The organism is Tenacibaculum pacificus (assembly GCF_027941775.1).
GTDB lineage: Bacteria > Bacteroidota > Bacteroidia > Flavobacteriales > Flavobacteriaceae > Polaribacter > Polaribacter pacificus_A.
The window spans coordinates 2,726,586-2,740,731 of sequence record NZ_CP115917.1 but is presented as its reverse complement, the minus strand read 5'-3'; the positions used below and the strand labels follow the sequence as shown (position 1 = coordinate 2,740,731).

13 protein-coding genes and 1 tRNA gene are annotated in these 14,146 nt (G+C 28.8%); 12 read left to right on the top strand and 2 right to left on the bottom strand.

Features of this window, described 5'->3' with window-relative positions; all coding sequences use genetic code 11:
• Positions 1 to 82 precede the first annotated feature (82 nt).
• Both PG913_RS12585 and PG913_RS12580 read right to left on the bottom strand, forming a co-directional pair.
• Positions 83 to 1,048, bottom strand: coding sequence for a succinylglutamate desuccinylase/aspartoacylase family protein (locus PG913_RS12585; RefSeq protein WP_271231019.1), 966 nt, complete (start codon positions 1,046 to 1,048; stop codon positions 83 to 85).
• Complete coding sequence (locus PG913_RS12580; RefSeq protein WP_271231018.1) at positions 1,029 to 1,916, bottom strand: RimK family alpha-L-glutamate ligase; 888 nt, start codon at positions 1,914 to 1,916, stop codon at positions 1,029 to 1,031. Before PG913_RS12580 ends, PG913_RS12585 begins: the two co-directional genes overlap by 20 nt.
• A 160-nt stretch (positions 1,917 to 2,076) precedes the next feature.
• Here PG913_RS12580 and folB point away from each other — a divergent pair, with 160 nt between their 5' ends.
• From folB to PG913_RS12520, 12 genes are all read left to right on the top strand, one after another.
• Positions 2,077 to 2,439, top strand: coding sequence for a dihydroneopterin aldolase (gene folB, locus PG913_RS12575; protein WP_214983153.1), 363 nt, complete (start codon positions 2,077 to 2,079; stop codon positions 2,437 to 2,439).
• A 104-nt stretch (positions 2,440 to 2,543) separates the two neighbouring features.
• A tRNA-Cys gene (locus PG913_RS12570) sits at positions 2,544 to 2,617 on the top strand.
• Positions 2,618 to 2,721: 104 nt separating this feature from the next.
• On the top strand, positions 2,722 to 3,681 hold the full coding sequence (locus tag PG913_RS12565; RefSeq protein WP_271231017.1) for a hypothetical protein: 960 nt from the start codon (positions 2,722 to 2,724) through the stop codon (positions 3,679 to 3,681).
• A 99-nt stretch (positions 3,682 to 3,780) separates the two neighbouring features.
• Positions 3,781 to 4,626 (top strand): MBL fold metallo-hydrolase, encoded by an 846-nt coding sequence (locus PG913_RS12560; protein ID WP_271231016.1) that lies wholly within the window; start codon positions 3,781 to 3,783, stop codon positions 4,624 to 4,626.
• A gap of 10 nt (positions 4,627 to 4,636) precedes the next feature.
• Positions 4,637 to 6,277, top strand: a complete 1,641-nt coding sequence (locus tag PG913_RS12555) for a S8 family serine peptidase (RefSeq protein WP_271231015.1) — start codon at positions 4,637 to 4,639, stop codon at positions 6,275 to 6,277.
• Between the two features lie 171 nt (positions 6,278 to 6,448).
• Positions 6,449 to 6,748, top strand: a complete 300-nt coding sequence (locus PG913_RS12550; protein ID WP_271231014.1) for a hypothetical protein — start codon at positions 6,449 to 6,451, stop codon at positions 6,746 to 6,748.
• 1 nt (position 6,749) lies between these two features.
• Entirely contained in the window at positions 6,750 to 8,627 is a 1,878-nt protein-coding gene (locus tag PG913_RS12545; RefSeq protein WP_271231013.1) for a M1 family metallopeptidase, read from the top strand.
• Positions 8,628 to 8,781: 154 nt separating this feature from the next.
• Positions 8,782 to 9,831 carry a helix-turn-helix domain-containing protein gene (locus PG913_RS12540; protein WP_271231012.1) on the top strand — a complete coding sequence of 350 codons (1,050 nt, stop codon included), beginning with the start codon at positions 8,782 to 8,784 and terminating at the stop codon, positions 9,829 to 9,831.
• 100 nt (positions 9,832 to 9,931) lie between these two features.
• On the top strand, positions 9,932 to 10,789 hold the full coding sequence (locus PG913_RS12535) for a hypothetical protein (protein ID WP_271231011.1): 858 nt from the start codon (positions 9,932 to 9,934) through the stop codon (positions 10,787 to 10,789).
• A gap of 112 nt (positions 10,790 to 10,901) precedes the next feature.
• Complete coding sequence (locus PG913_RS12530) at positions 10,902 to 11,510, top strand: hypothetical protein (protein ID WP_271231010.1); 609 nt, start codon at positions 10,902 to 10,904, stop codon at positions 11,508 to 11,510.
• Between the two features lie 11 nt (positions 11,511 to 11,521).
• Positions 11,522 to 12,142, top strand: a complete 621-nt coding sequence (locus tag PG913_RS12525) for a dioxygenase family protein (RefSeq protein ID WP_271231009.1) — start codon at positions 11,522 to 11,524, stop codon at positions 12,140 to 12,142.
• Between the two features lie 102 nt (positions 12,143 to 12,244).
• Positions 12,245 to 13,936, top strand: a complete 1,692-nt coding sequence (locus PG913_RS12520) for a glutamine--tRNA ligase/YqeY domain fusion protein (protein WP_271231008.1) — start codon at positions 12,245 to 12,247, stop codon at positions 13,934 to 13,936.
• Positions 13,937 to 14,146 lie beyond the last annotated feature (210 nt).

Below are 14,146 nucleotides of genomic sequence, written 5' to 3'. Positions count from 1 at the left end.
GAAGCTGCAAAGATACTGCTATTTATTTATAGGTGTATTTTTAATAAATTTAGTGCTATTTTTTGTTGTTTTTGATGAATTATTAGGCATTTCCGAAGTGAAATAAAGCATCGCCCATATTTACAATCGGGAAATTATTTTTGGAAATAATGTATCCATCGGCAGGAGCTTTTACAGCAAAATTTGTTTCTCCGTAGGTATCCATAATATGTCCTAAAACTTGACCTTTTAAAACAAATGCTCCATTTTTAACTGTCGGATTAAATAAACCTGCAACTTTAGCACGAATCCACATTCGTTTTTTACTGATTATAACGCTAGTGTTTTTAGGAATTTCAATGTTTTTATCAATCATTTCAAAATGTTTTAAAACTCGAAGTGTTCCGTTTATTCCTTGTTGAATTGCATTTTCATCTAAACGTAAAGATTCGCCTCCTTCATACACAATTACAGGAATATTATTTTTATAACATTGATTTCTAAATGATTTAGGAATTAATTTTGATGCAAATAATAAAGGTGCATTAAATATTTTAGCTAATTGAAAAGCATTTTTATCTTCAGAAGTATATCTTATTTGTGGAAAATTACTTCTTTGAGCTCCACCAGTATGAAAATCAATAGCAAAATCAACATTTTTAGTGATTTCTTTCATTAAATAATACGCCATTCTACCAGCTAAAGAACCTTTTTTATTCCCTGGAAAACTTCTGTTTACATCTTTACCGTGGATATCTCTTGATAAATTTAAAAATCCAAATACATTTAATAAAGGCACTACAATAACGCAACCTTTATGAATTTTATAGTTTTTATCAATTAGCATTCTACGAACTAATTCAATACTATTAACTTCATCACCATGTAAACCGCCTTGCAATAAAACGGTAGGACCTTTTTGTGTTCCATTAAAAACATATACAGGAATTTCGATTATTGTACCAGTTGGTAATCTATCTACAGGAATTTTAATAAGTTTAGATTTTCCAAGCCCAATTTTATGTTCTCGAATTTCTACAACTTCATTTTTAAAGTTTTGTGTAAACATTATCTTCTAAAAATTTAATAATTGCTTTGGCTGTATTATGTTTTGTGTAGTTTTCAATTCCTTGTAAACCAGGAGCTGTATTTACTTCAATTAATAAAGAGCCTCTTTTTGAGCGAATTAAATCAACTCCAGCAATAGGTAAGTTTAAATATTGTGTTGCTTTTATGGCAATTTCTTTTTCTTCTTCGGATAAATTAACTTTAAATCCGCTTCCACCTTGATGAATATTTGAACGAAAATCATCTTCTAAACCTTTTCGTTTCATTGCTGCAACAACATTATTACCAATTACAAAAGCACGAATATCTTCGCTATTACTTTCTTTTATAAACTCTTGTAATAAAATATTAGCGTTGGAGCTATACATGGTATCAATAATTGATTTTGCTGATTTATTACTTTCCGCTAAAATAACTCCCGAGCCATGTGTACCTTCTTGTAATTTTATAATGATAGGTGCGCCACCTAATAAATTAATTTGTTCATTAATATTATCAGGATTTACAGAAAATATAGTATCAGGAATCGGAATATTATTTTGATTCATAATTTGTAAAGTACGAACCTTATTTTGAGCTTGTAAAATACCTAAACAACTTACTGTTGTATAGGTACCATTTAATTCAAATTGTTTAACAACTGCAGCTCCGTGACGTGTAGCCGAAGCTCCAATTCTAGGAATAATTACATCAGGAATATCAATAATATTTTCGCCATTATATATTATTTCCGATTTACCATTTGTAAGTTTTATACTACATTTTAGATGATTAATAACACGGACATTATGTCCACGACTATTAGCCTCATTATATATTCTTTGAGTAGAATATATTTTGTCGTTCACAGAAAGAATAAAAATAATCATAAATACATACTTGTTCGGTTAAAACAAATTTACTGTTTTTTTTGAGTGAAAAATACCTTTTAAATAAAATGATTATACCTTTATTAACTATTGAAAACACTAATATTTTAAGTAAAGTAAAAAACGTATTTTTGCAGTTATAAATTCAATAAAATATATTTTGGGAATTATACGTGTAAACGACATTCGATTATTTACAAATCACGGATGTTTAGAGGAAGAAGCAAAAATTGGCTCAGAATATAGAGTTGATATCGAAGTGAAAGCAAATTTGCAAAAATCAGCAAAAACAGATGCACTAGTTGATACTGTTGATTATGTACATTTAAATCATATTGTAAAAGAAGAAATGGCAATTCGTTCGGAATTATTAGAACACGTTGCACAACGTATTTTAAATAGAGTTTTTAAAGAGATACAACTTGTTGATGAAGCTGAGGTTAGCGTTGCTAAAATTAATCCACCAATTGGAGGAAATGTAGCCGAAGTTGTTATTGTTTTAAAAGATGTACGTACTAATTAACAAACGATGTTGACAGAATGTTAATAACATTTTCATAAAAAATCCTGTAAAAAAAGGAAAGTTTTAAATAAAAAGTGTAAATTTGCAGTCTTAAATATTAAAAAGGTGTCTTGGCCGAGTGGCTAGGCAATGGTTTGCAAAACCGTGTACAGCGGTTCGAATCCGCTAGACACCTCCAGAAAACCTTATAAGTCTTTTGATTTATAAGGTTTTTTTATGTTTAAGAAATTTTTATAAGTTTTTTAAGTCCTTTTAAAGGAGTATTTTAGCAAAAAAAAACTTATGAAAAATTTAATGTTAATACCACTTTTTATAGTGGTGTTCTTACTAGGTGCTTGTGGAGATAGTAAAAAAGATTCAGATGTAAAAATATCTAAATCAGAAAACACAGAACTTCAAACAGTAAAAAACACAGAAAGTTCGTTTAATTATACACCAAATAGACCTGTTAATGGAGTATTAAAAGGTGTTATTGAATTAGGTGCTTCTGGTTTTAATTCTTTTATAGTTGATATTGATAAAGATAATAATTACGAGGTAAAAAGTAAAGAGTTTGGTAATAGCCTTATTTTAGAAGGAATGACAAATGTTAATGAAATTACCAAAAAATTAAAAAATTATATTCAAACTTTTATTGAATATGGAGTTAAAGCTAATGATATTCATTTTGTAGTAAGTTCAGGAGCAAAAATGTCTGATGTTTCTAAAATTATTATAAAACAACTTAAAACTATTGGTTATGTTGTTAATCAAGTTACAGCAAAAGAAGAAGGTATTTATGCATTAAAATCTGTTTTACCAAATAGGTTTAAAAGTATTGCTTATGTAGTTGATATAGGTTCTGGAAATACAAAAATTTCTTATTATAAAGATGAAAATATTATTGCCGAAAATTCATATGGTTCAAAATATTTTCAAAAAAATATAGCAAATGATGTTGTTTATAAAGATGTAAAAACAATAGCTTCTCATATTCCTAAAGGAAAAAAATCATTATGTTTTATTATTGGAGGTGTACCTTATAATATGGCTAAATCTATCAGAAAAAATAAGAACAGATTCACAATGTTAGCAACTGATATAGTTTCTTACAAAGATGTTGTAAAAAAGAAAGGTAAAAAAGTAGAAAGCGGACTTAATATACTTAAAGCAATTGTAGATGAAACAGCTTGTAAAAGGTTTGTTTTTGATTGGGATGCTAACTTTTCAATAGGTTTTTTACTATCACTTAACGATAAATAACATTTTTTTAGATAAAATAAAGGATATGCTAATTTAGTATGTCCTTTTTTTTGTTTTCATTAACAAAAAGTTTCGTTAAATTTCTGCATCTTTGTAGTTATGCAAATTTTTTCAATAGAAACCGGTAATTTTAAGTTAGATGGTGGTGCTATGTTCGGCGTAGTTCCTAAAACTATTTGGCAAAAAACAAATCCAGCCGACGATAAAAACTTAATATCAATGAGTATGCGCTGCATGCTTATTAAAGATGGCGATAGGCTTACTTTAATTGATACTGGTGTTGGAAATAAGCAGTCCGATAAATTTTTTGGATATTATTACATGTTTGGCGATTTTTCATTAGATACTTCACTAGCAAAATATGGTTTTCATAGAGATGATATTACTGATGTGTTTTTAACACATTTACATTTTGATCATTGTGGAGGCGTAATTAAATGGAATAAAGATAAAACAGGATATATGCCTGCTTTTAAAAATGCAAAAGTTTGGAGTAATAAAGAGCATTGGCAATGGGCTACAGTACCTAATGCTCGTGAAAAAGCTTCTTTTTTAAAAGAAAATATACAACCAATACAAGAAAACGGACAATTAAACTTCATCAATAAAAATAGCCAAAATCAACTAGGTTTTGATGTGCTTTTTATGGATGGACACACCGAAAAACAAATGCTTCCTAAAATTCAATATCAAGGAAAAACAGTTGTTTTTATGGCCGATTTATTACCAACAGTAGGACACATACCTTTGCCTTATGTAATGGGATATGATACAAGACCTTTACTTACCATAGAAGAAAAAAGAATATTTTTAAACGAAGCAGCAGATAATGATTTTTATCTGTTTTTAGAACATGATGCTTATAACGAGCTAATTACAGTTAAGCATACCGAAAAAGGAGTTCGTTTAAAGGAGAGTTATAAATTTACAGATATATTTAATTAAGATAGAGATTATGAGAGTTTTAAGACCAATGTTTTATTCGGCAGTAGCAATTTCAATATTAGCAAGTTGTTCATCAGTAAGCAAAACAGCAGTGCCTACAGGAAGTAATACTGTAGTTAATATTTCAGCTAAAAAAGCGGAGTTAACAACTTACGAAAAAGATAATTGGCAACATTTAGATTTAGCTACAGACACTATTCCTGGAATGAGTGTAAATAAAGCATACGACTTTTTAAAAGGAAAGAAAAATGTTACTGTTATTGTTGGTGTTGTTGATTCTGGTACAGATTTAAAACATGAAGATTTAGGTGATGTAGCTTGGGTAAATATCAACGAAATTGCTGGAAACGGAATTGATGATGATAAAAATGGATATATTGATGATATTAACGGTTGGAACTTTTTAGGAAAATCGTATAAAGAACATTTAGAATACGAACGTATTTTAATGAATCCTTCTTTGGTTGATGCTGAAACTTTAGCTGAGGTAAAAAAATATCATGCAAATAAAATTGAAGGAGCTAAAAAAACAAAAACTCGTTATACAGGATTAGTAAAAATGTCTGTTGAATCAGAAAAAGCTTTTACTAAATATTTTGGAAAAACTACTTATACTAAAGAAGAAATTGCAGCAATTAATACAACTGATGAAACTCTAAATAAATCGAAAGAGTTTGCTGCAGGTATGTTAGGTTATTTTAAAGATTTATCTGAAACAAAAGAATACTTTGAAAAAGGAATAAAAAGAGTAGAAAAAATAATTGCTGAAGATAATTTAAAAACAGATTACCGTAAAGTTGTTGGTGATAATCCTTACGATATTAAGGATAAAACAATTTACGGAGATAATAATACAGGTCATTCTACAAAAAAAGAAGCACATGGTACACATGTTTCGGGTATTATTGGAGCAAGTCGTAACAATGAGATTGGAATGAATGGTGTTGCTGATAATGTAAAAATGATGGCAGTACGTTCTGTTTCTGATGGAGATGAATATGATAAAGATGTTGCTTTAGGTATTCGTTATGCTGTTGATAATGGTGCAAAAGTTATAAATACTAGTTTTGGTAAAGATTTTTCTCCAAATAAAGAATGGGTTTACGATGCTTTAAAGTATGCCGCTAAAAAAGATGTATTAATTGTAAATGCAGCAGGAAATTCAGGTGAAAATATTGATATTGAAAAAACATTCCCTAATGATGCACCAGATTTAATAAACGAAATTTCTGATAATGTATTAACATTAGGGGCAATGAGTGCAAATTATAACGAAAACTTACCAGCAAGTTTTTCTAACTATGGTAAAAAGAATGTTGATGTTTTTGCTCCAGGAGTAAAAGTACATTCAACAATGCCAGATAATACGTATAGCAAAATGAGTGGGACTTCAATGGCAGCGCCTGCAGCTGCAGGTGTTGCTGCATTAGTACGTTCTTATTACCCTGAATTATCGGCAAGTCAGGTAAAACATATTTTAATGAATTCTGGTACTAAAATTGATTTAATGGTTACAAAACCAGGTTCTCAAACTAGAGAAAACCCTACTGGAGATTTAGTTCCTTTTGCAGATTTATCAGTTTCTGGTCGTGTTGTAAATGCTTACAATGCAGTTAAAATGGCTGACAGAATGGTAAACGGAAAAAAATAATAAACAATATATAATTCAAAAAAAGAGCATTATTTTGATGCTCTTTTTTTGTTTTAAAAATAACCTATGGAGTTAACGTTTGATGCCCAAAAAAAACAGCTAAATATTAAAGATGATGTACCTACAAATTAACGGTTAGTTATTTTTTTAATGTTAGTAAATGTAATTAATATGAGTGTTCAATTATTTTACATAAGTTTTTCTAAAAATGAAATACTTTTTGTTTTTATGACGTTACTTGCAATAGCTTCACTTATTGCGGTGTTTTTTTATCTATTTAAAAAATCTTGGAAAAAAACATATAAACTTTCTGAAATTCAAGGAATAGAAATTAAAAATAGTTTTGGTAGAGAGCGTGTTTCTTTAAAATTAAAAAACGGTAAAAAAAGAAGTTTTTCAATATTGAAAAATGAAAAGGAACTAACTAACCTTAAAAATACCTTAACATCTATAGGAATTAAATCAATATAATATGAAAAAAATAGTTTTAGGGCTTTCATTATTATCGATTGTATCTTGTGCTTCTACAAGTACAGTAAATAATAATAATGTAAAAAATTCGATTCAAAAATCAAGAATTCAAAATGTAAACAATACACCAGTAAGTCAAAATTATTGGCAACAACATGTTAATTATAACATGGATATTGATATGGATGTAAAAACTTATCAATATAAAGGAATTCAAAAATTAGTATATACCAATAATTCTCCTGATAAATTAGAAAAGGTATTTTATCATTTATATTTCAATGCATTTCAACCAAATTCTCAAATGGATGTGCGTTCTAGAAATATAAAAGACCCTGACAAAAGAGTAGGTGATAGAATTAGTAAATTATCATCATCAGAAATAGGCTACATCAAAGTAAACTCTTTAAAACAAAACGGAACAATAGTAAAACATCAAACTGTTGGAACTATTTTAGAAGTTACTTTAAATAAAGCAATTCAGCCAGGTGAAAGCGTAACTTTTGATATGCTTTTTGATGCGCAAGTACCAAAACAAATTCGTCGTTCTGGAAGAAATAATAAAGAAGGAGTAGCTTTGTCTATGGCACAATGGTATCCTAAAATGGCTGAATATGATTTTGAAGGATGGCATACACCTCCGTATTTAGGACGTGAATTTCACGGTGTTTGGGGAGATTTTAATGTAACGCTTCATATTGATAAAAATTATACGGTTGGTGGTACTGGATATGTTCAAAATCCGCAGGAAGTAGGACATGGATATGAGAATAAAAAAGAAGCTTTAAATATTCCTTCAACAGAAAAATTGACTTGGAAATTTACTGCACCAAATGTACACGATTTTACATGGGCTGCTGATCCGAATTATAAACATGATGTTTATACTATGGATAATGGTATCGATTTACACTTTTTATACAAAAAAGATTTACCTAGTGAATTTAGAAAAAATTGGGAAAAATTACAGCCTAAAACTGCTGAATTAATGACGTATTTTAGTAAGCATATCGGACAATATCCTTACAAACAATATTCAGTTATTCAAGGAGGTGACGGAGGAATGGAGTATGCAATGAGTACTTTAATTACAGCAAAACGTAAATGGGGAAGCTTATTTGGAGTTACAGCTCATGAATTAGCACATACTTGGTTTCAGTTTTTATTAGCAAGTAACGAAACTAAACATTCTTGGATGGATGAAGGATTTACAACGTACATTTCAAACAAAGCAGAAAATGTTATTTCTGGTAAAAATGATGAAAACCCGCATGCTGGTTCTTACAGATATTATAATTATGTAGTAGAAAATAATTTAGAAGAATCTCTTTCAACACATGCTGACCGTTATCATACAAATATGGCGTACGGAATGGGAAGTTACTCGAAAGGAAATATTTTTTTAACACATTTAGAATATATTATTGGTGAAGAAAATACTGCAAAAACATTAAAAAAATACTTTAATGATTTCTCTTTTAAGCATCCAACGCCAAATGATATCAAAAGAACTGCTGAAAAAGTTTCAGGAATTCAATTAGATTGGTTTTTAAATGAATGGACACAAACCACACACACTATAGATTACGGTGTAAAATCGGTAAACGGCAAAGAAATTACTTTAGAAAGAATCGGAAAAATGCCAATGCCTATTGATGTTGAGGTAGTTTATACTGATGGATCTAAAGAATCTTTTAATATTCCTTTACGAATGATGCGTGGCGAAAAACCAACAAAAGCAACCATTATTGAAGATTGGACATTTGCACATCCAACTTATTGTTTTACAACTTCAAAAATTGTAAAATCAGTTCAAATTAATCCTTCGAAATTAATGGCTGATGTTAATTTAAATAATGATAGTTTTACTAAAAACTAAAAAATGTTTTAATAGTTTTAGAAAAAGGTTGGGGAATTTTCTCAACCTTTTTTATTGTTTTATTAATTTTTTTAAGAGTTGTATTGTTATAAAATAGGTATAACAATAAGTCGTTAAACTATTATAAGTAAACACTTTTTAATAATTTAAAAAAATGAATCAAATAATTATTGAACTTAATTTATTAACAATAATAGAGTTATTATCCATAGCAACTTCTTTTATATTAGCATTACTTTTTATAACGATAAGGTCTAAGAATAAAAAAGCAAATATTTTTTTAGGTCTTTTTTTATGGTCTTTATCAATAGAAGTTTTTGATGCTTTCATTCCATTAGATGAAGTCTTCTTATTCAATTTTCCTAAATCAAGTTTATTTACGATTCCTTTTTTATTTTTATATATCAATCAAACTTTCAATAGAAAAATTTTTTGGTTTTATTTCTTATTATTTATCCCCGGATTTTTCTTTTTGAGTACTACTGTTAATATTACAATTATAAAATATTTAGAGTATATTTTTAATATTTTTATTTTGATATATGCTTTGATAATAGTAAAAAATTATCAAAATAAATTAACAGATTTTTACTCTGATTTAGAAAATAAAACACTTTTATGGATTCAAACAATTTTGTACATATATTTATTTTTTCATCTATTTTGGATTATTGAAGATATGGTTGGTTCACAAAACCAAGAACTTATTGAGTATTTTGTAAACATTTCAAATGTGCTGACTTTTTTTATGATTTATTGGATAGGGTATAATGGATTTTCTCAATCGGAAATATTTAAATATTCTTTATTCTTAAATGAAGAAAAAGAACTTATTGTTATAAATGACTTATCTGAAACGGCAGGTATTTTTAATGAAATTATTTTAAAAATAGAAACAGAAAAACTTTTTTCAAATACGAATATAAATTTAAGAATACTCGCTAATCAATTGGGGTTAAAAGAAAAAGAACTATCAGTATTGATAAATAAACACACTAATAATAACTTTTACTATTTTATTAATCACTTTCGTATTGTAGAATTTAAAAAATTATTAAAATCTCCAAAAGCAAAACAATTATCTATTTTAGGAATGGCTACAGAGGCTGGGTTTGCTTCAAAATCAACTTTTTACGCTGCTTTTAAAAAGATTGAAAATATGACACCGAAACAATACCAAAATCAATTAAACAAGTCCGAGTAACCGCAAACGGACTTGTTTAATTGAATATTTTATAAGCTTGGTCGTTTATTTGCTGTGAACTATTTATAGTAAAATAAGTCGAATTTAAAATTTAAAATTTATGAAAAAATTAATGAGTTTAAGTGTTTTGGTAATTGCGATAATTACTCTTGGTTGTATTTCGTGTTCAGATAATAGTGATAATATTACAAAAGGAAATATAAACGAAGGAAATGACCCTAATTTTAAAATTGTAGCTAATACAGATGTCGGGCTTGAAAAATATAATAGAAAAGTAATTGTTTTTGGAATTGATATTTACGCTGCTTCAGCAGTAGAAGATAATAAATTATTATATGCCGCTAATATTATGGCGCAATATTTAGATAACAATGAAGACGGGGTTGTAGATAATCAATTAGTAGTTGATCAAATGATAAAAAATAAGGCTTTTTTATTTATGTGGAAAACAGAAGCAGATATGCTTTCAAGTGAACCATCAGGAAGAATGGGGCAAGATTTAGGAAATGATGAAACACATCCTCTTTTTGTTTCTGATGGAAAAACAGGAACTTTTGATGCAGGTTTAGAAGAAGTTTTACATTTAATTACTCATGTTGGTTATGCAAATGCGTATCCTACTATTTTTGGAGAGGAAGAAGGAACATCATTATCTAACGCGATGGATATTGCTCGTGCTGGTAAATTTACAAGCATTCCAAGTTCATATCCTGTTAAAGCATGGTATACTTATGATGATAAAACTTGTACTTATGATTGTCAGGCAACGGAATATATGTATTGGGCAATGACTAGTATTTTAGGGGCTCAAGAAAATAGACTAAGTGAAATTAATGATGAGTGGAAATTAAATACTAAAGCAAAAGTACAAGCGACAGATACTGCTATCTACGCATTGTTAACAAATTCAATATATAAATTCCCAACGGTTTTACCTGATGGAACTTATAAAAGGTAGCAGTTAGCTGTTTTTAAGATAAAAAAACATAAAAATCACCTACTTTGATATTCTATTGAAAAGATTATTGTAATAAGTAGGTACTTTTTAATTAAACCTAAAATAATTTACCGTGAAAATACAGAAATTAATTGTATTAATTACAGCATCATTTCTTCTTTTATTTACTAATTGTACTACTAATGATGATATTGCTAATACTGAATCTGATTTTGGAATTTTTAAAATAGCTAGTGATAAAAAAATAGTAGAGATGAACGGAACTATAGGAAGTTCTTCATTAATTAATTTCAATAAACTGTATGCAGTATATCCAACAATCACGAAAATAAATATTAAAAATTGTGATGGATCATCAGATGACGAAGTAAATTTAAAGTTGTCTAAAAAAGTGTATGATTTAAATATTGAAATTCATTTATTAGACAATGCTGAAATAGCATCTGGTGGCGTAGATTTTTTCTTGGCTGGAAAAAAACGAACTCGTGGAACTGAAACTAGAATAGGCGTACACTCATGGGCTGGAGATGACTCAACAGCTACAGATTTTCCTGTAGGGTACGCCAATCATTTGCCATATATTGAATACTACAAATCTATTGGATTTACGGATACTGCCGCTAAAGCATTTTATTATTTTACAATAAATGCCGCTGCAGCAAATAGCATACATTGGATGACAGAGGCTGAAATAGGAACGTATAAAATGCTAAAACTATAAAATGAATTAAAATGGATAGAAAAAAATTCTTAAAAAACTTAGGTTTTGGGCTTGTCGCTACTCCAATAATAACATCAATTAGTTGCTCATCAAAAGATGATATAATAAAATCAACTACTGCAGCTTGTGGGGTTACTAAATCAGATATGTTAGGTCCTTATTATGTAAGTGGAAGTTCACAAATTACCAATTTGAATACTCAAAACTTCTCTGGTGATAAAATTATTGTTTCAGGAAAATTATACGGAGGTGAAGATAAAAGTAAGCCTATTGCTAATGCCATGATTGAAGTTTGGCATGCCGATAGTGATGGAATATATCATCCTGTAGGAGATGGGAATGTATCCGATTATAAAGCCGATAAAATTACACTTCGTGGGTTTGTAAATACAAATGCAGAAGGCGATTATATATTTGAAAGTATTCGTCCAGGGGTGTATCCAGGACGTCCTCGTCATTTTCATTATAAAATAACAGCAAATGGATATAAAACATTAGTTACTCAAATCTATTTTAAAGGTGATCCGACAACAGCAGATGAAGATATTGATAGTTGTCGAATAATTGACTTTAAAAAAGATACAAATGGAATTTACAAAGGGATTGCAGTAATACATTTAGCATCTAATTAGTTTTTTTCAGAAACTCTTTCAAATTAAATGAAAGGGTTTCTTTTTTGGATAAAATATTCTTCAACAATTTTCCGTAATTTTGTAATTCAATTTCAACAGAAGATGTCAGAAGAAAAAAAATCATTGAATTTTTTAGAACAAATTATTGAAGAGGATTTAGCAAACGGAATGCCAAAAGAAAGCTTACGTTTTCGTTTTCCTCCAGAACCTAATGGGTATTTACATATCGGACATACAAAAGCTATCGGAATTAGTTTCGGTTTAGGACAGAAATATAATGCTCCTGTAAACTTGCGTTTTGATGATACAAATCCTGCTAAAGAAGAGCAAGAATATGTAGATGCTATTAAAAAAGATGTTACTTGGTTAGGGTATCAATGGGAAAATGAATTATACTCATCTGATTATTTTCAGCAATTATACGATTGGGCTGTTTTATTAATAAAAGACGGAAAAGCGTATATTGATAGTCAATCTTCTGAAGAAATGCGTGTTCAAAAAGGAACGCCAACGCAAGTAGGAACTAACAGTCCTTTTAGAAATAGAACTGTTGATGAAAATTTAGATTTATTCAGTAGAATGAAAGCTGGTGAGTTTGAAGAAGGAACACATGTTTTACGTGCAAAAATTGATATGGAATCGCCAAATATGTTATTGCGTGACCCATTAATGTATCGTATTTTAAAGAAAGCACATCACCGTACAGGTAATGATTGGGTTATTTATCCAATGTACGATTGGACACATGGAGAAAGTGATTATTTAGAGCAAATATCACACTCATTATGTTCTTTAGAATTTAAACCTCACAGAGAATTATATAACTGGTTTCGTGACAATGTTTACGAATATAGTAAATCAGAATTTCCAAATGCACCAAAACAACGTGAGTTTTCTCGTTTAAACTTAAGCTACACTATTATGAGTAAGCGTAAGTTATTAACATTGGTAGAAAATGGAATTGTAAACGGATGGGATGACCCTAGAATGCCAACAATTTCTGGATTAAGAAGACGTGGATATACACCTGCTTCAATCCGTAATTTTATTGAAACTGTTGGAGTTTCTAAAAGAGAAAATGTAATTGATGTTTCTTTATTAGAGTTTAAAATTCGTGAGGATTTAAACAAAAAAGCCAATAGAGTTATGGGAGTTTTAGATCCTGTAAAAGTAATTATTGATAATTATCCTGAAGATAGAGAAGAAATTCTTATTGCAGAAAATAATCCTGAGGATGAAAATTCTGGTACAAGAATTGTTCCTTTTTCAAGAGAAATTTATATCGAAAGAGAAGATTTTAGAGAAGAAGCTAATAAAAAATTCTTCCGATTAAAATTAGGAAAAGAAGTTCGTTTAAAAAATGCTTATTTTATAACAGCAACAAGTTGTGAGAAAGATGAAAATGGAGAAATTACAGTAATTCACTGTATGTATGATCCGTTAACAAAATCGGGTAGTAATACTGAAGAAAGTAAGCGTAAAGTAAAAGGTACTTTACACTGGGTTTCTGTAAAACATGCGGTAAAAGCTGAGGTTAGAGTTTACGATAGATTATTTTCTGATGAAGCTCCAGATTCTCATAAAGACAAAGATTTTATGGAATTTGTAAATCCTAACTCATTAGAAAAAATTACTGCTTTTGTAGAACCAAGTTTACAAACTGCTAAAATTGGAGAGCAATTTCAGTTTCAACGTTTAGGATATTTTAATGTTGATGATGATTCAACTTCAGAGAATTTAGTATTCAATAAAACAGTTGGATTAAGAGATAATTGGGCAAATGCAAATAAATAGGCGTATTGTATATAATTACTTTTTATAATCATTTATTTAAAAAATAAAACCTCAGTTTTCATTCGAAGACTGAGGTTTTTTTATTTTAGAAATCTTTGAATAAATTACTTGAATACTTTTTTTAAATGGAATATTAAAATAATTAGTTGTTCATAATTATTTATTATATTTTTTATGCAAAAAATCAATTTTCCATTTTCGTGAGAATAC

Excerpts from the sequence above, each read along its gene's own strand:
- PG913_RS12585 (WP_271231019.1), bottom strand. The coding sequence starts at position 1,048 with ATGTTTACACAAAACTTTAAAAATGAAGTTGTAGAAATTCGAGAACAT.
- PG913_RS12520 (WP_271231008.1), top strand. The coding sequence starts at position 12,245 with ATGTCAGAAGAAAAAAAATCATTGAATTTTTTAGAACAAATTATTGAA.
- PG913_RS12555 (WP_271231015.1), top strand. The coding sequence starts at position 4,637 with ATGAGAGTTTTAAGACCAATGTTTTATTCGGCAGTAGCAATTTCAATA.
- PG913_RS12565 (WP_271231017.1), top strand. The coding sequence starts at position 2,722 with ATGAAAAATTTAATGTTAATACCACTTTTTATAGTGGTGTTCTTACTA.
- PG913_RS12550 (WP_271231014.1), top strand. The coding sequence starts at position 6,449 with ATGAGTGTTCAATTATTTTACATAAGTTTTTCTAAAAATGAAATACTT.
- PG913_RS12535 (WP_271231011.1), top strand. The coding sequence starts at position 9,932 with ATGAAAAAATTAATGAGTTTAAGTGTTTTGGTAATTGCGATAATTACT.
- PG913_RS12580 (WP_271231018.1), bottom strand. The coding sequence starts at position 1,916 with ATGATTATTTTTATTCTTTCTGTGAACGACAAAATATATTCTACTCAA.
- PG913_RS12540 (WP_271231012.1), top strand. The coding sequence starts at position 8,782 with ATGAATCAAATAATTATTGAACTTAATTTATTAACAATAATAGAGTTA.
- PG913_RS12560 (WP_271231016.1), top strand. The coding sequence starts at position 3,781 with ATGCAAATTTTTTCAATAGAAACCGGTAATTTTAAGTTAGATGGTGGT.
- PG913_RS12545 (WP_271231013.1), top strand. The coding sequence starts at position 6,750 with ATGAAAAAAATAGTTTTAGGGCTTTCATTATTATCGATTGTATCTTGT.
- PG913_RS12525 (WP_271231009.1), top strand. The coding sequence starts at position 11,522 with ATGGATAGAAAAAAATTCTTAAAAAACTTAGGTTTTGGGCTTGTCGCT.